The organism is Isoptericola sp. AK164 (assembly GCF_029643425.1).
GTDB classification, from domain to species: domain Bacteria; phylum Actinomycetota; class Actinomycetes; order Actinomycetales; family Cellulomonadaceae; genus Isoptericola; species Isoptericola haloaureus.
This window is the reverse complement of the sequence record NZ_CP119106.1, coordinates 2,671,485-2,689,312: the sequence shown is the minus strand read 5'-3', so window position 1 is coordinate 2,689,312 and position 17,828 is coordinate 2,671,485. Positions and strand designations below refer to the sequence as shown.

The following is a 17,828-nucleotide window of genomic DNA, read 5'->3' as shown; positions in this document are numbered from 1 at the left end:
GTCACGGCTCGACGTCGTCGTGCAGCACGACGCGGGACAGCTCGACGCCGCCCCCGGGCAGCACCCAGTAGTGCAGCCGTCGCGCCTGCGGCGCGCTGACCTGCAGCGACAGGCGCATGGCCTGGGCGCCGTCCGACTCGCGCACCCGGTACGGGTCGCCGCCGCCGTCGCCCTGGCGCAGGCGGTGCAGCTCGTAGCCGGCGATGTCCTGGGCCCGGCCGGTGAGCACCATGACGATCGCGCGGTGCACCCTCTCCTCGAGGCCGCGGCCGGTCGTGGCCAGCGAGTCGCAGAACTGCGGGCCCACCGCGAAGTCGGGCAGTGGGTAGTCGGTCTTCTCGGTGGCGCCGACCACCTGGGCCCACGTGCAGTAGACGTCGTGGCGGAGCTGGTCGACCGGGTCCGCGAACAGCCGGTCGGAGGTCGGTGCCGGGGCCGGGTCGGCGCCACGCTGCTTGCGCGCCGACCGGATCCTGGCCTTGTACCGCTCGACGTCCCGGTAGAGCCGGTCCAGGTGGTCGCGCTGCTCGCGGGCCAGGTCGCGCAGCCCGGCCACCTCCACCTCCAGGGCCTTGACGGAGGCGCGCAGCTCGATCGACTCCCGTTCGGCGAGGTCCGCCCGGGCACGCTGCTCGTGGACGGACAGCTCGAGCTGGTTGACCAGCGTCTTGCGGTCCGGCGACGGGTCCGGCGCGGCGTCCGGCGGGTCCGACGCCTCGGGCGCCGGGGCCGGGGCTCGCCCCGGGGGCGGCACCGCCCGGCGCGGTCCGGGGCCCGGCTTGGGGCCCGGCCTCGTCCTCTGCGCCGGTGCCGGCCGCTGCGGGGCGGGCGTGGGGGCGGACGACGGATGGTGCCGGTCGAGCAGGGCCGGGGTGGGTGCCGGGCCCGACGGCGCCGAGTCGGCCGAGAGCTCGTCGTCGGGGACGACGGCGGGGGCCGGGAGCCAGGGCGGGCCGCCGTCGAGCAGGCTGATCGCGGGCCGCACGCCGCCGGCGTCGTCCACGTCGTCGAGCCGCAGGGACGGGTGCCGGTGGCCGCCCTCGGGGCCCGGGACCGGGCGGGCGGCCTGCATCCGGGCCGCGACCACCTCGCCCACGGTGAACAGGTCGCGCAGGTCGTCGTCGCCCCGGCTCGCGTGCTCGCGCCGCACGCGCACGGTGACCGCCGGGGCGAGGGCGACCGTGACCTCGTCGGCGTCCACGCGGTGCACCTGGGCCGGCACGACCGCCCCTGCCGGGTAGCCCGACAGCACCCGGGACGTCTGCTCGAGGGCGTCGGGCAGCATGTCCCGGACGTCCAGGCGGCGCGTGTCGACGTCCAGCACGCCGCGGACGCGCATCCCCGGGGCCAGGAGGCGGTCGATCGGCACGATCGGCAGCGTCAGCTCCTGGGCGACCTGCGCCGTCGTGCCGTCGGCGGTCTGCACCAGCGCCCGGGTGCCCACCAGGCCCAGCACCGTGCCCGTCGTCGTGGCCGGCGTCGGGGGCAGCAGGTCCAGGCCGACCAGCCCCGCGCGGGTGGCGGCGGCCAGGGCGTCCTGCACGAGCCGGTCGTGCACCCGCGTGCCCTCGGCGTCGTCGTAGGCGATCCACAGCGGCGACCGGGCGACGTCGTGCACCCACCCGACGCCGACGGGGTAGACCCGCGAAGCGCCGCCGTAGACCTGGGTGGCGTCCGGCATCCCGTGGGAGAAGGCCCACGACGGGTCGCCGGTGTGGATCACGACGACCTCGGCCAGGCCGCGCACGTCGTCCAGCACGCGGTCCGGGTCGACGTACGGACGGCCGCGGTCGCGCGGGGTGGAGACGACCACGACGGGCCAGGCGCGGTCGGGGTGCTGCAGGCGGGCGGCGAGCTCCTCGGCCTGCGCCGTCGTGCGCACCTGGCCGACCTCGGCGGGCGGCCGGGGCCGCGCCGTCCGGCCCGGTGCGGGAGCGGTGCGCGTGCTCGTCACAGGGCCTCCTCGCTCGCGGTCCGGACCGGGTCCGTCGAGAGTACCCGCGCCACCGCACTTCGGCGCGGCGTCGAAGGTGACGCCGTGTCGGTTCCATCTCACGCGGTCCCCGGGCCCGATCCGGTGCCCGCACACCGGTGGTCGGTGGATGATGGGTCCATGTCGACGACCCACCGGCCGACCTCTGACGTCACCCCGTACGACGCGCTGCTGCTCTTCTCCTTCGGCGGTCCGAACAAGCCGGAGGATGTGGTCCCGTTCCTCCGCAACGTGACCGCCGGCAAGGGCATCCCCGACTCCCGCCTCGAGGAGGTCGGCGAGCACTACTACGCGTTCGGCGGCAAGAGCCCGATCAACGGCCAGAACCTCGCCCTCAAGGCCGCGATCGAGGCCGAGCTCGCCCAGCGCGGCATCGAGCTGCCGGTCGTGTGGGGCAACCGCAACTGGGAGCCGTACACCGACGACGCCGTCACCGAGCTCGAGAACCTGGGGGCCGAGCGCGCCGTCGCGCTCGTGACCTCCGCCTACTCCAGCTACTCCGGCTGCCGCCAGTACCGCGAGGACCTGGCCGTGACGCTGCAGGAGCGCGGCCAGCTCGACGAGCACGGCTCGACGGGCGTCCAGTTCGACAAGGTGCGTTCGTACTTCAACCACCCGGGGTTCGTCCAGGCCAACGTCGAGGCGGTGCTCGACGGCTACGCCGCGCTGGAGGAGAAGGGCGGGTCGCCCGCGGACGCGACGCTGGTGTTCGTCACGCACTCCATCCCCGACACGATGGAGGCCGCCTCGCGCATCTCGCAGGCCACCTACTCCGCCCAGCACCTCGACGTCGCGGCGGTCATCGCCGAGCGGGTCGCCGAGGCGCGCGGGCACGAGGTGCCGTGGGAGCTGTCGTACTGCTCGCGCTCCGGCCCGCCGACCCAGCCCTGGCTGGAGCCCGACGTCAACGACCTGCTCACGGAGCGGGCCGGCGAGGGGCTGCGGAACGTCGTCATGGCGCCGATCGGCTTCATCTCCGACCACATGGAGGTCGCCTACGACCTCGACACCGAGGCCATGGAGACCGCGACCGAGCTCGGGATGACGGCGGTGCGTGCCGGGACCGTGGGCACCCGGCCCGCCTTCGTGGCCGGGCTGGTGGACCTGCTGCTGGAGCGGGCGGCCATCGCCCGCGGCGAGGACGTCGACCAGGCGACCGTCGGGACCCTGCCCCCGTTCCGGTCCGTGTGCGAGGTCGACTGCTGCCTGCGTCGAGACGGCGAGCCGAGCGGCGTCCCGGCGCTGTGCTCCCGCGACGTCACCCGCTGAGCGACCGAAGGACCCTGGAGGAACACCTGTGAGCGACCAGCACATCCACGCCGACACGGGCGAGGCCGTCGACACCGCCGCGATCAACTCCTCGATCCGCTACGCGATGATCTCGGTGTTCTCGCTGTCCGGCGAGGTCCCCGCCGACGCCGACGCGCGGTCGGCGCTCGCCGCCGAGGCCGCGGACGCCCTGTGGGACGGCGCTGCCGACGCGGACCGCGACCCGGCCCGCCCCGACGGTGACGTGGTGGTGCGCGGCGTGTACGACGTCGCCGGTCTGCGCGCCGACGCCGACCTCATGGTCTGGGTGCACGGCCCCTCGGTGGAGGCGGTGCAGGGCGCCTACCAGCGGCTGCGGGCCTCGCGGCTCGGCCGGGTCCTGACCCCGGTGTGGTCGGTCGTGGCCCTGCACCGGGCGGCGGAGTTCAACAAGGGGCACGTGCCGGCCTTCCTCGCCGGCGAGGCGCCGCGCGACTACCTGTGCGTGTACCCGTTCGTGCGGTCCTACGAGTGGTACCTGCTGCCCGACGACGAGCGCCGCACCATGCTGCGCGACCACGGCATCGCGGCCGCCGGGTACAAGGACGTGCGGGCCAACACGATGAGCACGTTCGCGCTGAGCGACTACGAGTGGCTGCTGCCGTTCGAGGCGGACGCGCTCGACCGCATCGTCGACCTGATGCGGGACCTGCGGGCGACCGAGGCGCGGCTCCACGTGCGCGAGGAGGTGCCGTTCTTCACCGGCCCGCGCGTGGAGCTGGCCGAGTGGGTGGAGCGCCTGCCGCGCTCGGCGTGACCGCGCGCCGGGCGCGACGCTCGGCCCGCTCAAGATGCTCAGCATGCTGAGGTTTGGCATGCTGGGGGCATGACGACCTACGACACGACACCCCAGCAGGCCACCGCCCGCGACCGCGTCCGGCAGGTCGTGGTCGCCGTCGGCGCCCTCCTGGCGATCCTCGGTGCCGCCGTCGGCTCCGGGGCGTTCGGAGGCCAGCCGATCCAGGATGCCGCCGGCGGCGCCCTGTCCGCCGAGGCGACCGTGGTGGCCCCCGACAACCCGGCGTTCTCCATCTGGTCGGTCATCTACACCGGGCTCGTCCTCTTCGCTGTCGTCCAGGCGCTGCCCGGGCGCGGGGCCGACGCCCGGCTGCGGTCCGTGTCCTGGTGGATCCTCGCCTCGATGCTCCTCAACGCCGCGTGGATCGGCGTCGTGCAGGCCGGCTGGCTGTGGGCCAGCGTCGCTGTGATCGCCGTCCTCGTCGCGGTGCTGTCCCTCGTGCTCGTCCGCCTGGTCCGCACCCCCGCACCGCGCGTGCTCGACGCCGTCGTCACCGACGTCACGGTCGGCCTCTACCTGGGCTGGGTGTCCGTGGCGACGCTCGCCAACACCACCGCCGCCCTCACCGCCGCCGACGTCGGCGAGCTGGGCCTGGGTGCCAGCGGGTGGGGCGCGGTCCTGGCCGCCGTCGCCGCCGTGCTCGCCCTGGCCATGGCGAGGTACGGCGCCGCCCGCCCCGCCGTCGTGGTCCCGGTCGGTCTGGCCATGGGCTGGGGTCTCGCCTGGATCGCGGTCGGCCGCACCGAGGGCCCGCTGACGGACTCCGTCGTGGCGGTCGCCGCCGGGGTCGCCGCCGCCGTGGCCGCCGTCGGCCCGGTCGTGATCAGCCTGCTGCGGCGCCGGACCCGGTCCTAGCGGCTCGTCACCACGACCGTCGCGTCGAGGGCCTCGTCCCGGACCCTCCGGGCGGCGAGGCCGGCCTGCTCGACCGCACGGCGCGCCCCGGCCCACTGGTGCTCGGCGATCTCGAACAGCAGCGCACCGTCCGGAGCCAGCCACGCCGGAGCGTCCGCGAGCACCCGGCGCAGCACGTCGAGGCCGTCGTCGCCGCCGTCGAGCGCGCGTCGCGGCTCGTGCTCGCGGGCCTCCGGCGGCATCGTGGCGACCGCGTCCGTCGGGACGTAGGGCGCGTGGCACAGCAGCAGGTCGACCCGGCCGTGCAGGTCGTGGGGGAGCGGGGCGAACAGGTCGCCGACCAGGGCGACCCCGCCCAGCGGCTCCAGGTTGCGGCGCGCGTACGCGGCCGCCACCGGGTCGACGTCCACGGCGTGCAGCGTCGCCGACGTCCCGGCCGCCGACCGGCCCGCCAGCACCGCCCCGCCGACGACGCCGCAGCCGCAGCACAGGTCGACGACGGTCGCGTCGGGCCGCGGCGCGACGCGGTCCAGCGCGAGGCGCACCAGCGCCTCGCTGCGACGGCGCGGCACGAACACCCCGGGACCCACCGCCCAGGACCGCCCGGCCAGCTCGACCCGGCCGAGCACGTGCTCGAGCGGCTCACCGGCGGTGCGGCGGGCGACGAGCTCCTCCAGACGCGCCGAGCCGGCCGGGGCGGCCCGCAGCAGCGCCGTGGCCTCGTCCTCGGCGAACACGCACCCCGCCCGCCGCAGCCGGGTGGCGAGCGCCGTCGTCGGGTCCGGGTCCGGCGAGGTCAGGGGTAGAGCCCGCGGATCTCGTGCGCCTCGGCCGTCCGCCGGACGCCGATGATCGTCGCGGCGTCCCGGAGCGAGACGCCGTCGCGCCGGGCCAGCGCGGAGACGTCCGCGTAGGCCGAGGCCATGCGCCGCGCGAGCTTCTCGGCGATCTCCTGCGCCGACCACCAGTACGTCTGGTTCGCCTGCACCCACTCGAAGTAGGAGACGACGACGCCGCCGGCGTTGGCCAGCACGTCGGGCACCACCGTGACCCCGCGCTCGGCCAGCACGGCGTCGCCCGCCGTGGTGGTCGGCCCGTTCGCGCCCTCGACCACCCACCGTGCCCGCACCGTGCGCGACGACTCGGCGGTGAGCACGCCCTCGACGGCGGCGGGCACCAGCACGTCCACGTCCAGGGCGATCAGCTCGGCGTTCGAGATCGGGTCGGCGTCGGCGAACCCGGCCACGCTGCCCGTCTCGGCGACGTGGTCGGCCAGCCGGTCCAGGTCGAGTCCGTCGTCCGCCCGGATCCCGCCGTACTGGTCGCTGACGGCGACCACCCGCGCCCCGCGCTCGGCGAAGATCGTCGCGGCGTTGCCACCGACCTTGCCGAAGCCCTGGATCGCGACGGACACGTCGCTCATCTGCGCGTCCGCCTCCTTGAGCGCGGCGGCGGTGACGTGCACGATCCCGGCGCTCGTGGCCGTGCCGCGGCCCAGCGACCCGCCCACGGCGAGCGGCTTGCCCGTGACCACCGCCGGGATCGTGTAGCCGCGGTTGACCGAGTAGGTGTCCATGACCCACGCCATCGTGCGGTCGTCGGTGCCCATGTCGGGCGCCATGATGTCGGTGTCCGGGCCGATCAGCGGCATGATCTCGGAGGTGTACCGACGCGTCACCCGCTCCAGCTCGCCCGGGGTGTAGTCGGCGGGGTCGATGCCGACGCCGCCCTTCGCGCCCCCGAACGGCAGGTCGACGATGCCGCACTTCCAGGTCATCCACATCGCCAGCGCCCGCACCTCGTCGACGTGCACGCTGGGGTGGAACCGCAGCCCGCCCTTGCCGGGACCCCGCGAGACGTTGTGCTGGACCCGATAGCCCTGGAAGAGCACCCGGGACCCGTCGTCGCGGTGCAGCGGGACCGCGACCTGGATCTCGCGGCGCGGCGTGGCCAGCATCTGGTGCAGGCCGTCGTCGTAGCCCAGGTGCGCGACGGCGGTCGCGAGCTGGGACTGCGCCGTCTCCAGGGCCGAGGCCTCGCCCGCCGGGGCCGGGCGGGTCGACATCGTCGTCACAGGGGTTCCTCCTCGGAGGCATCGTCGGCGGGGCTCCGGTCGGTGCCCTTGCGGTGGTCACCGGCCCGGTCGGGGCCGTCCCGGTACCGTACCCCGCGGTCGCCGGGCGGTCCCGACCGTGCCGCGGGTCCTGTCGAGTTGTCGCAAACGGCGTCCCGCACGCCCGGTTCTGTACAAGACGGGACCCCGCCGTCGGGCGCACCCTGGAGACATGAGCACCCATGCCACCGACCGCGGCACCGGCGACCCCGGGACCCGCCGCGACGCGACCGTGAGCCCCGCGGACCTGGTCGAGGACGCCGTCGCCCTCGCCCACTCCTGGATCGAGGCGGCCGGGCGGTCCGACGGCGTCGCCACCCGCTCCGACCGTCGCACCCGCGCCACCGCCGAGCGGCTCGGCGCGCTGGTCGCCGACCCGGCCGGCCTCGACCTCGCCGTCGGCTTCGTCGACGACGTCGCCCGGCCCCAGGACGTCCACGTCGCCGCCAAGGCGCTCGCCGGCCTCGGCCGCGACGCCGGCGCCGCCTCGTTCCTCTCGCCCGTCGACCGGACCCTGTTCCGCGTCGGCGCCGCCGTGGCGCCCGTGCTGCCCTCCGTCGTCGTGCCGGCCGCCCGGGTGCGGCTGCGTCAGCTCGTCGGCCACCTCGTCGCCGACGCCGGGCGCGGCCTGGGCAAGCACCTCGCCCGCACCCGCGCCGAGGGCTACACCCTCAACGTGAACCTGCTGGGCGAGGCCGTCCTCGGCGACGAGGAGGCGGCCGCGCGGCTCGAGCGCACCATCGCGCTGGTGGAGCGCCCCGACGTGGACTACGTCTCGGTCAAGGTCTCCTCCGTGGCCGCCCAGCTGGTCACCTGGGACCTGGAGGGTTCCCGCGACCGCGTGGTCGAGCACCTCCTGCCGCTGTACCGCGCCGCGCGCGACCACGGCGTGTTCGTCAACCTCGACATGGAGGAGTACAAGGACCTCGCGCTGACCACCGCCGTCTTCCGCGACGTCCTCGAGCACCCCGAGCTGCGCGACCTGTCCGCGGGCATCGTGCTGCAGGCCTACCTCCCCGACGCGCTCGGTGCCCTCGACGAGCTCACCGCCTGGGCGCAGCAGCGGGTGGCCGACGGCGGTGCGCCGGTCAAGGTGCGCCTGGTCAAGGGTGCCAACCTCGCCATGGAGCACGTCGAGGCCGAGCTGCACGACTGGGCACCCGCCCCCTACGGCACCAAGGCCGAGGTCGACGCCAACTACGTGCGCATCCTCGACCGTCACCTGACCCCCGCGCGCACCGCCGCCGTCCGCCTCGGTGTGGCCTCGCACAACCTGTTCGACGTGGCGCTCGCGATCCTGCTCGGCCGGGCGCGCGACGTCAGCGCCGGGCTCGACATCGAGATGCTGCAGGGCATGGCACCGATCGAGGCCCGGCTGGTACGCGCCGAGGTCTCCCGCGGCGCACCCGACCAGCACGGCGAGGTCGTCCTCTACACGCCTGCCGTGCGCGACGAGGACTTCGACGTCGCCATCTCCTACCTCGTGCGCCGCCTCGAGGAGAACTCCGCCGAGCAGAACTTCGTGCACGCCGCCTTCGCCCCGCCGTCGGCCGAGCCCGGTGTGCGCGGCACCCCGATGGAGCGCCAGGAGGTCGCGTTCCGTGCCTCCGTCGCCGACGGCCTGCGCGACGACCCGGACGCCGTCGTCCCGCGACGCGTCTCGCGGTTCGACGTCCCTGCGCCCCGCCCGGCGGCGACCGCGCACGACGCCGCCCGGCCCGGGTCGCCGACCGGGTTCCACAACGCCACGGACACCGACCCGGCCGTCGCCGCGCACCGCGAGTGGGCCGCCCGCCTCGTCGGGCCCGACAGCGGGTTCGTGCCCGTGCGGACCCCCGAGACCACCGACACCGGGCAGATCGACGCCGTCGTCGCCCGTGCCGTCGAGGTCCGCGAGCAGTGGGCCGCCGTCCCGGCCGCCGGTCGCGCCCGGGTCCTGCGCGAGGCCGCCCGGCAGCTCGAGCTGCGCCGCGGCGACCTCGTCGCCGCCGCCGTGCACGAGCCCGGCAAGACCGTCGCCGAGACCGACCCCGAGGTCACCGAGGCCATCGACTTCGCCGCCTACTACGCGGCGGCCGCCGAGGCGCTCGACACCGTCGACGGCGCCGACTTCGCCCCCGAGGGCGTCACCCTCGTCACCCCGCCGTGGAACTTCCCGGTGGCCATCCCGATCGGCGGCGTGCTCGCGGCGCTCGCGGCCGGCTCGACCGTGCTCGCCAAGCCGGCACCGCCCACACCCCGCTGCTACGAGCTCGCGGTCGAGGCCGTGCAGGCCGCCCTCGAGGCGGTCGCCCCGGAGATCGGGCTGCCCGTCGACGTCGCCCGCGACGCCGTGCAGCTGCTGCGCGTGCCCGACGGCGAGGCCGGCAAGCACCTGGTCACTCATCCGGCCGTGTCCCGCGTGGTGCTGACCGGCGCGCTGGAGACCGCCCAGATGTTCTCCCGGTGGAACCCGGAGCGTCCCGTCCTCGCCGAGACCTCGGGCAAGAACGCCCTGGTCGTCACGCCATCGGCCGACCTCGACCTCGCGGTGGCCGACGTGGTGCGCAGCGCCTTCGGTCACGCCGGGCAGAAGTGCTCGGCGTCGTCGCTGGTGATCCTCGTCGGCTCGGTCGGCGACGAGACCACCGTGACGGGCGAGCGGTTCCGCCGCCAGCTCGTCGACGCCGTCCGCTCCCTCGCCGTCGGCCCCGCCACGTCGCTGTCGACGGTCATGGGTCCGCTGACCGAACCGGCCACCGGCAAGCTGCACCGGGCGCTGACCTCGCTGGAGCCGGGGGAGAGCTGGCTCGTGGAGCCCCGGCGCCTGGACGACGTGGCGGACGCCGCGGGGATCGACCCGGACCGGCTGTGGTCGCCCGGGCTGCGCGACGGCGTGGCACCCGGGTCGTTCTTCCACCTCACCGAGGTCTTCGGCCCGGTGCTCGGCATCCTGCGCGCCGCCACGCTGGAGGAGGCGATCGAGCTGCAGAACGCCGTCTCCTACGGCCTGACCGGCGGGATCCACTCCCTCGACGCCGACGAGATCGCGACGTGGCTCGACCGCGTCGAGGTCGGCAACGCCTACGTCAACCGGCACATCACCGGTGCCATCGTGCAGCGGCAGTCGTTCGGCGGTTGGAAGGGCTCGGTCGTCGGTCCCGGCGCCAAGGCGGGCGGACCGAACTACGTGGCCCAGCTCGGCCGCTGGAGCGACGGCGCCGACGTGCCGTCGCGCACCGCCGACCCCGAGGGCTGGCTCGCGTGGGCCGAGGACTCCGACGCCGTCGCGTGGGACACCGAGTTCGGCGTCGTGCACGACCCGACCGGCCTGGCCGTCGAGGAGAACAGCTTCCGCTACCGCCCCGTGCCCGAGGTCACGGTCCGCGTCGGTGACGGCGCCCTGCCCGTCGAGGTGCGCCGCGTGCTGGCCGGTGCCCGTCGGGCCGGGGTCCGCACCGTCGTCGTGCCCGAGTCCGACGCCGGCTGGGGCGTGCCGCACGAGGCCCCGATGTCGCACGAGGACTTCGCCGACGCCGTCACCGAGGGCCGGATCACCGGGCGGATCCGTGTGATCGGTCAGGCACCCGGCCTGCGTGCCGCCGCGGTCGAGCGCGTCGGCGAGACGACCGTGCTCGACCAGCCCGTGGTGGCGGCGGGGCGCCGGGAGCTGCTGCCGTTCCTGCGCGAGCAGGCCGTCAGCCGGACGAAGCACCGGTACGGGCACCTGCGCGCCTGAGACGGCGGCGGACGAGCCGCACCGCGCCGGCACCCGTGGCAGCATGGCAGCGTGACGACTGCGTTCGTGCTGGGTGGCGGTGGTGTCCGGGGTGCGGTGCAGGTCGGGATGCTGCAGGCCCTCTTCGAGGCGGACGTCCACCCGGACCTGATCGTCGGGACGTCCGTCGGGGCCATCAACGGCGCGGCGGTCGCCGCCGACCCGACCCTCTCCGTCGTCGACCGGCTGCTGGAGGCCTGGGCGTCACCGACGGCGGCGGCCGTCTACGCCGAGCCCTGGTACCGGCAGGTCCGTCACCTGGCCCGCTCGCGGGTCCACGTGTACGACCCGGCGAAGCTGCGCGCGCTCATCGAGGAGGCCGTGGGGGAGCACCGCACCTTCGCGGACCTCGAGGTGCCGCTCGTCGTGGCCGCCGCCAGCATCGAACGGGCGTCGGAGCACTGGTTCGACACCGGTCCGCTCGTCGAGGCCGTGCTGGCCTCGGCGTCCGTGCCGGGGGCGATGCCGCCCACGGTCGTGGACGGCGAGCACTTCGTCGACGGTGGCCTGGTGAACTCCATCCCCCTGGGGGAGGCGGTCCGTCGCGGAGCCACCACCGTCTACGTGCTGCAGGTGGGACGGATCGAGGAACCGCTGACCGCCCCGCGCAGCCCCTCCGACGTGGCGAAGGTCGCCTTCGAGATCTCCCGGCGGCACCGGTTCCACCGCGAGCTCGCCGACGTGCCCGCGGACGTCACCGTGCACGTGCTGCCCTCGGGCGGATCGCTGCCCGGCGACGAGAAGGTCCGGGCCTACAAGCGGCTGGACGTCACCCGGCACCGGATCGAGCGGTCCTACGACCGGACCCGGACCTACCTCGCCGGCGAGGCGTGACGTGCTGCCACCGCGGTGGGTCCGCCGGGTCGTCCTCGCCCCGCTGGTCGTCGCGCTCGCCGTCCTCATGGTCCCGACCACGCTGATGTTCGCGATCGTCGTCGGCGGCGTGCTGACCTGGGTCGTCCCCGGCGGGCTGCGCGCGCTGCGGTTGCTCTGGATGGCGGCGTTCTACGTCGTGTGGGACGCGACGGCGCTGCTCGCGATGTTCGGCCTCTGGCTCGCCGCGGGGTGCGGTCTGTTCACCGACCGGCCGTGGTACCGCCGTGCGCACGTGCGGCTGGCCCGCGGGATGCTGGCGCTGTTCTTCTGGCAGGTGCGCTGGACCCTGCGACTGCGGATCCAGCTCGACCTGCCGTCGCCGGGGACGCTGCCGGACGCGCCGGTGGTGGTGCTGAGCCGGCACGCGGGGCCGGGCGACTCGTTCATCATCGTCGACCGGTTGCTGGGGTTGTCGGGGCGTGCGCCGGCGATCGTGCTCAAGGACACGATGCAGTGGGACCCGGCGATCGACGTGCTGCTGAACCGGCTGCCCTCGGCCTTCGTGACGCCGGCGTCACGGCGTCCTGCGGGTCGGCCGGGTGCGCGCGAGACGGTGCACCGGATCGCCGCCGGGCTGACCGTCGACGACGCCCTCGTGCTCTTCCCCGAGGGCGGGAACATCACGCCGCGTCGCCGCGCGGAGCGCATCGAGGCGCTGCGCCGGGCCGGGCACGAGACCTTGGCGCGCCAGGCCGAGGAGATGACCGAGGTGATGGCACCGCACGTGGGCGGCTTCGACGCCGCGATGGAGGGATCTCCCGACGCCGCGGTCCTGGTGGTCGCGCACACCGGGCTCGAGCGGCTCGTGACCGTCCGGGACGTGTGGCGCGAGCTGCCCATGGACAAGACCATCACCATGCGTGCCTGGCTGCACCCGGCCGGAGCCGTGCCGACCGCCCAGGACGCGCGTCGGACCTGGTTGTTCGACCAGTGGCGGACGATCGACGACTGGGTCGTCAGGCGGAGCCCGGCGGCCTGAGGCTGCGGTTGTGCTGAGGGCGAGTGCCTTGCTGCGCTGCGGCCCTCACCCTGCGCTGCACCTCCGCCTCAGGCAGAGTCCTCCGGCCTGAGGCTGCGGTTGTGCTGCGGGCGAGTGCCTTGCTGCGCTGCGGCCCTCACCCTGCGCTGCACCTCCGCCTCAGGCGGGTGCAGCCCGTCGGCCTGAGGCTGCGGTTCCGCTGCGGGCGAGTGCCTTGCTGCGCTGCGGCCCTCACCCTGCGCTGCACCTCCGCCTCAGGCCGAGTCACCCTCGACCAGACGCGGGATGAAGATGCGCGGCTCGGGGTGGACGTCCTCGCCGGCCAGCATGTCGAGCAGGGACGACGTCGCCGCCGCGACCATCTCCACCACGGGCTGCAGCACGGTGGTCAGCCGCGGTGTGGTCCGCTCCGCACCGAGAGCGTCGAAACCGACCACGGCGACGTCCTCGGGCACCCGCTTGCCGTGCGCCTGCAGCACCTGCAGCGCGCCGGTGGCCATGAGGTCCGACGCGGCGAAGACGCCGTCGACGTCGGGGTGCTCGGCCAGGATCTGCTCCATCGCGGCGGCCCCGCCCTCGACCGTGAAGTCGCCGTCGGCGACGGCGTCCGTGGGCAGGTCCGCCCGGGTCAGCGTCTGCCGCCACCCGTCGAAACGGTCGAGGGTGGCGGTCATGTCCCGCGGCCCGGTCAGGGTCGCGATCGACCGGCACCCTCGGTCGATGAGCCGCTGCGTGGCGACCCGGGCGCCGGCCCGGTTGTCGACGTCCACGTAGTGCAGGCCGGCGGCGTCGAACGGGCGCCCGACGAAGATCGCGGGCAGCGAGCCGGACCGCAGCTCGGGCTCGAGGTTGTCGTCCTTGTGGTGCGAGGCGACGATGACGCCGTCCACGTGCCCGCTGGTCAGGTACCGGGCGAGGTGCCCGGGGCGCTCGCCCTGGCGGGCCAGCAGCAGGACGAGCTGCAGGTCCGTGCCCCCCAGCCCCTCGCTGACGCCGCGCACGACGCCGGCGAGGAACGGGTCGGTGAGGATCCTCGCGTCCGGCTCCGGGACCACCAGGGCGATGGAGTCCGTCCGTCGGGTCACGAGCGACCGGGCCGCCCGGTTGGGTGCGTACCCGAGGCGCACGATGGCGGAGTCCACGGCTTGCTGCGCCTCGGGCGAGACCCGGTCGCCGCCGTTGATCGCCCGCGATGCGGTCGAGCGCGAGACGCCGGCGGTGCGCGCGACGTCGTCGAGCGTCGGTGCGATGTGCTTCGTGACCACGGTCGGAGATTACCTTCCGCTCAATCCTGTGCCGGGACGGCGTTGTCGCGGGCGACCTCGGCGTACCAGCGGCCCGAAGCCTTCACGATACGCTCCTGGGTCTCGTAGTCGACACGGGTGAGGCCGAACCGCTTGGTGTAGCCCAGCGCCCACTCGAAGTTGTCCATCAGCGACCAGGCGAAGTATCCGCGCACGTCGGCGCCGGCGTCGACAGCGTCCTTGACCGCGCGCAGGTGACGGTCGATGAACTCCAGGCGGTCCTGGTCGTCGACGCTGCCGTCCGCCTCGACGACGTCGGGGTAGGCCGCGCCGTTCTCGGTGACGACCAGCGCCGTGCCGCGCGGCCCCGCGTAGTCCCGCTGCAGCCGCGTCAGCAGGCGCGTCAGTCCCTCCGGCTGCACCTCCCAGCCCATGTCGGTCAGGGGCAGGCCGCGGCTGTGCGGGTGCACGCCGTCCGGCACCGGGTTCGGCGAGCGGGTCTCGCGCACCGGCCCGGACGCGTCCGGGGTGCGTTCGCCGTCGGGACCGGCGGTGCCCTCGGGGCTCGCGGTGCCGTCGGGACGGGTCCCGGCCTGCGGCGTCGCGGAGACGGCGCCGCCGTTGTAGTAGTTCACGCCGAGCACGTCGATCGGCGTGGAGATGATCTCCAGGTCGCCGGGGCGGACGTGGTCGGCCAGGCCCAGGTGGGCGACGTCCTCCAGGAGGTCCTGCGGGTAGGCGCCCCGGAAGATCGGGTCGAGGAAGATCCGGTTGAACACGGCGTCGTCACGGCGCGCGGCGTCCACGTCGGCCGGGTCCGTCGGGTCGACGGGGTCGGAGACGGTGAAGTTGAGCGTCAGCCCCAGCGTCGCCTCGGGGTCACGGTCCCGCAGCGCCTCCACGGCCAGGCCGTGCCCGAGCATGAGGTGGTGCGCTGCGGCGAGGCCGAGCTCGGGGGACGTCCGGCCGGGGGCGTGCACCCCGGCCGTGTAGCCGAGGAACGCCGAGCAGTACGGCTCGTTGAGCGTCGCCCAGATCTTCACCCGGTCGCCCAGGGCCTCGTGCATGGTGGCGGCGTAGTCCGCGAACCGGTAGGCCGTGTCCCGGGCCGGCCAGCCGCCGGCCTCCTCGAGAGCCTGCGGCAGGTCCCAGTGATACAGCGTGAGCCAGGGGGTGATGCCGGCGCCCAGCAGCTCGTCGACGAGGCGGGAGTAGAAGTCCAGCCCCTCCGGGTTCGGGGTGCGGCCGTCCGGCATCACCCGGGCCCAGGAGCTCGAGAACCGGTAGGCGCCCAGGTTCAGCCGGGACATCAGCGCGACGTCCTCGCGGTACCGGTGGTAGTGGTCGCAGGCGACCATGCCGTCGTCACCGTGGACGACCGCACCGGGGACCCGGCAGAAGACGTCCCAGATGGAGTCGCCCCGGCCGCCCTCGGCCCCGGCGCCCTCGATCTGGTAGGCGGCGGTGGCCGCTCCCCACAGGAAGCCCTCGGGGAACGCGACGCGGCCACGGGCGTTGGCCGTCGGCTCGGTGAGCGGGGAGGACGGGGTGAAGGGGACGGGCGTCCCGGGGGCTGCGGTCCGGGCTCCGGCGCCCGGTGCGATCAGAGTCATGTCAGCAGTTCTTCCCTGTGAGGTGGAGGGGCCCGGACGCGACGGTCCGGGCCCCGCGGAGGATCGGTCGGTCGCGCGTCAGCCCTTCACCGCACCCGCCATGATCCCGGCGACGAGCTGGCGGCCGACGAAGAAGAACATGATCAGCAGCGGCAGCGTCACGAGGAACACGCCACCCATCACCAGCGAGTAGTCGACGAAATAGTTGTCGCGCAGCGACTGCACCACCAGCGGCAGCGTCGGGTTGTCCGAGGTGAGGATGATCGACGGCCAGAAGTAGTTGGTCCACTGCTGCACGAACTGGAAGAGCCCGAGCATCGCCGCCGCGGGCAGCGCCGCCGGCATCGCGACCGACCAGAAGGTCCGGAACATCGACGCCCCGTCGACGCGGGCGGCCTCGATGAGCTCGTACGGCAGCGCCTCCGAGAGGTACTGGGTCATCCAGAACACGCCGAACGCGGTGACCAGACCGGGCACGATGACCGCCTGGACCTGGCCGTACCAGCCGATCTCGCTCATGAGGATGTACAGCGGGATGATGCCGAGCTGGACCGGCACCGCCATCGTGGCGATGACGAAGACGAGCAGCGGGCCCCGTCCCCGGAAGTTCAGCTTGGCGAAGGAGTACCCGGCGAGCGTCGAGAAGAACACCACCGACAGCGACGAGAAGACGCCGATCAGCGTGGAGTTCCACAGCGCCTTCCAGAAGTTGATGTTCGAGTCGGTGATGACCGTGGCGAACTGCGAGAAGAGGCTGGAGTCGGGCAGCCACTGCGGGATCGGGTTCTGCGCGATCGCGACCGGGTCGGAGGACCCGAGCAGGAGCGTGTAGTACAGCGGGAAGATCGAGATCAGCAGGACGGCGCCGAGCAGGAAGTAGGTCAGGCGTCCGGCACGGCGGGCCGACCCGCCGAGCGGCACCTTGCGCTGGCGACGCTTGGCGGCGGCTCGCGCGGCGCCCGCCCCGGCGGTCTGTGCGGTGACGGCGACGGAGCTCATCGGACGTCCTCCCCGGAGTTCGTGGTGGGCGAGTCGGCGGACGGCTGCGGGGGCGGGTCCACCGGGGGTGGTGGCGGCGACCCGGGCTGGGGGCCGGGGGTGCCGCCCGGCGGGGCCGACGTCGTCGGGGTCTCGCCCCGGGCCGCGGCGGCGCGGGCCTCGGCCATCAGCCGCTTGGTGTGCCGGCGGCTGATCTTGGCGCCCTTCGGCCCGGCGGTGGCGATCCGCTGGGTCATGAGGAAGTTGACCATGCCGACGGCGACGATGATGAGGAACAGCAGCCAGGCGACCGCGGCGGCGCGGCCGAAGTTCTTCTGGTTGCCCCACGCGACGTCGTAGAGGTAGACGACCGTGGTCATCCAGTCGCGGTTCGGGCCGCCGAGGCCGCCGGCGTCGTACATGCGGACCTCGTCGAAGATCTGCATGCCGCCGACGGTGGAGGTGATGACCACGAAGATGACGGTCGCGCGGATCTGCGGGACGGTGACCGAGAAGAACTGTCGGACCCGGCCGGCGCCGTCGATGACGGCCGCCTCGTAGAGGTCGCGCGGGACGGCCTGCATGGCCGCCAGGAAGATCAGGGTGTTGTAGCCGGTCCACCGGTAGTTGACCATCGTGGCGATCGCGACGTGGCTGGCGATCCGGTCGCCGTGCCAGGCGATCGGGTCGATCCCGACGAGGCCGAGCAGCTCGTTGATGAAGCCGTACTGGTCGGCGAAGAGGCGGCCGAAGATCATCGAGATGGCGACCGGGGCCACGATGAACGGCACCAGCACGCCCATGCGCCAGAATGTGGCCGCGCGCAGGTTCTGGTCCAGCAGGGCGGCGATCGTGATCGCCATGATCACCTGCGGGACCGAGGAGAACAGGAAGATCGAGAAGGTGTTCCCGACCGACTTCCAGAAGGTCGGCTGCTGCAGGACGTCGACGTAGTTCTGCATGCCGACGAACTCGCCCTGCCCGCCGAGCAGGTTCCACTCGTACACCGACACCACGGCGGTGTAGGCGAGAGGGAACAGGCCGACGACGGCGAAGAGCAGGAAGAACGGGGAGATGTACAGGTACGGCGAGACCTTGACGTCCAGGCGTCCGAGTCGTTGGGAGAAGCCGAGCCGTCGCGGCGGACGGTCGTCGGAGCCGTCGCGCGGCTGCGCGGGCTTGGTGGGGGACAAGAGGGCCATGAGCTGCTTCCTGTACGTCTCCGGTACGTGCTGCGGGCGCGTGTCGGGCCGGTCGCCGGGGACGGCGACCGGCCCGACACGGTGGTGATCGAAGGGTGGGGTGCGGTGACC

Annotated in this window: 13 protein-coding genes; 6 read left to right on the top strand and 7 right to left on the bottom strand. The window is 74.1% G+C overall.

Going from position 1 to position 17,828, the window contains the following annotated elements:
• Position 1 precedes the first annotated feature (1 nt).
• Entirely contained in the window at positions 2-1,954 is a 1,953-nt protein-coding gene (locus tag PO879_RS12405) for a hypothetical protein (protein ID WP_278235192.1), read from the bottom strand.
• 159 nt (positions 1,955-2,113) lie between these two features.
• Here PO879_RS12405 and PO879_RS12400 point away from each other — a divergent pair, with 159 nt between their 5' ends.
• The 3 genes from PO879_RS12400 to PO879_RS12390 all read left to right on the top strand — a co-directional run bounded on the left by PO879_RS12400 (position 2,114) and on the right by PO879_RS12390 (position 4,955).
• Positions 2,114-3,262 carry a ferrochelatase gene (locus tag PO879_RS12400; RefSeq protein WP_278235191.1) on the top strand — a complete coding sequence of 383 codons (1,149 nt, stop codon included), beginning with the start codon at positions 2,114-2,116 and terminating at the stop codon, positions 3,260-3,262.
• Between the two features lie 28 nt (positions 3,263-3,290).
• Positions 3,291-4,058: a hydrogen peroxide-dependent heme synthase gene (hemQ, locus tag PO879_RS12395; RefSeq protein ID WP_278235190.1), complete on the top strand. Its 768-nt coding sequence runs from the start codon at positions 3,291-3,293 to the stop codon at positions 4,056-4,058.
• Between the two features lie 69 nt (positions 4,059-4,127).
• The gene (locus PO879_RS12390; protein ID WP_278235189.1) at positions 4,128-4,955 is read left to right on the top strand and encodes a tryptophan-rich sensory protein; all 828 of its coding nucleotides are present in this window, start codon (positions 4,128-4,130) and stop codon (positions 4,953-4,955) included.
• Here the strand turns inward: PO879_RS12390 and PO879_RS12385 are convergent.
• Entirely contained in the window at positions 4,952-5,710 is a 759-nt protein-coding gene (locus tag PO879_RS12385; RefSeq protein WP_347568627.1) for a putative protein N(5)-glutamine methyltransferase, read from the bottom strand. The two genes, PO879_RS12390 and PO879_RS12385, sit on opposite strands and share 4 nt — an antisense overlap.
• A gap of 41 nt (positions 5,711-5,751) precedes the next feature.
• Positions 5,752-7,020, bottom strand: coding sequence for a Glu/Leu/Phe/Val dehydrogenase (locus PO879_RS12380; RefSeq protein ID WP_278237531.1), 1,269 nt, complete (start codon positions 7,018-7,020; stop codon positions 5,752-5,754).
• A 220-nt stretch (positions 7,021-7,240) separates the two neighbouring features.
• Between PO879_RS12380 and PO879_RS12375 the strand changes: the two genes are divergently transcribed.
• The 3 genes from PO879_RS12375 to PO879_RS12365 are packed head-to-tail and all read left to right on the top strand — an operon-like array spanning position 7,241 to position 12,680.
• Positions 7,241-10,786 carry a bifunctional proline dehydrogenase/L-glutamate gamma-semialdehyde dehydrogenase gene (locus tag PO879_RS12375; RefSeq protein ID WP_278235188.1) on the top strand — a complete coding sequence of 1,182 codons (3,546 nt, stop codon included), beginning with the start codon at positions 7,241-7,243 and terminating at the stop codon, positions 10,784-10,786.
• 51 nt (positions 10,787-10,837) lie between these two features.
• Positions 10,838-11,659 (top strand): patatin-like phospholipase family protein, encoded by an 822-nt coding sequence (locus PO879_RS12370; RefSeq protein WP_278235187.1) that lies wholly within the window; start codon positions 10,838-10,840, stop codon positions 11,657-11,659.
• A 1-nt stretch (position 11,660) separates the two neighbouring features.
• On the top strand, positions 11,661-12,680 hold the full coding sequence (locus PO879_RS12365) for a 1-acyl-sn-glycerol-3-phosphate acyltransferase (RefSeq protein ID WP_278235186.1): 1,020 nt from the start codon (positions 11,661-11,663) through the stop codon (positions 12,678-12,680).
• Positions 12,681-12,934: 254 nt separating this feature from the next.
• On the opposite strand, the gene PO879_RS12360 is transcribed toward PO879_RS12365, so the two are convergent.
• From PO879_RS12360 to PO879_RS12345, 4 genes are all read right to left on the bottom strand, one after another.
• Complete coding sequence (locus PO879_RS12360) at positions 12,935-13,945, bottom strand: LacI family DNA-binding transcriptional regulator (protein ID WP_278235185.1); 1,011 nt, start codon at positions 13,943-13,945, stop codon at positions 12,935-12,937.
• Positions 13,946-13,965: 20 nt separating this feature from the next.
• Positions 13,966-15,537, bottom strand: a complete 1,572-nt coding sequence (locus tag PO879_RS12355; protein ID WP_278235184.1) for a family 1 glycosylhydrolase — start codon at positions 15,535-15,537, stop codon at positions 13,966-13,968.
• 78 nt (positions 15,538-15,615) lie between these two features.
• The gene (locus tag PO879_RS12350) at positions 15,616-16,536 is read right to left on the bottom strand and encodes a carbohydrate ABC transporter permease (RefSeq protein ID WP_278235183.1); all 921 of its coding nucleotides are present in this window, start codon (positions 16,534-16,536) and stop codon (positions 15,616-15,618) included.
• Positions 16,533-17,717, bottom strand: a complete 1,185-nt coding sequence (locus PO879_RS12345) for a sugar ABC transporter permease (RefSeq protein WP_278235182.1) — start codon at positions 17,715-17,717, stop codon at positions 16,533-16,535. Before PO879_RS12345 ends, PO879_RS12350 begins: the two co-directional genes overlap by 4 nt.
• Between the last annotated feature and the right edge of the window lie 111 nt (positions 17,718-17,828).

Coding starts and splice junctions, on each gene's coding strand:
- PO879_RS12400 (WP_278235191.1), top strand. CDS start 2,114: ATGTCGACGACCCACCGGCCGACCTCTGACGTCACCCCGTACGACGCG.
- PO879_RS12390 (WP_278235189.1), top strand. CDS start 4,128: ATGACGACCTACGACACGACACCCCAGCAGGCCACCGCCCGCGACCGC.
- PO879_RS12380 (WP_278237531.1), bottom strand. CDS start 7,020: ATGTCGACCCGCCCGGCCCCGGCGGGCGAGGCCTCGGCCCTGGAGACG.
- PO879_RS12375 (WP_278235188.1), top strand. CDS start 7,241: ATGAGCACCCATGCCACCGACCGCGGCACCGGCGACCCCGGGACCCGC.
- PO879_RS12355 (WP_278235184.1), bottom strand. CDS start 15,537: ATGACTCTGATCGCACCGGGCGCCGGAGCCCGGACCGCAGCCCCCGGG.
- PO879_RS12350 (WP_278235183.1), bottom strand. CDS start 16,536: ATGAGCTCCGTCGCCGTCACCGCACAGACCGCCGGGGCGGGCGCCGCG.
- PO879_RS12345 (WP_278235182.1), bottom strand. CDS start 17,717: ATGGCCCTCTTGTCCCCCACCAAGCCCGCGCAGCCGCGCGACGGCTCC.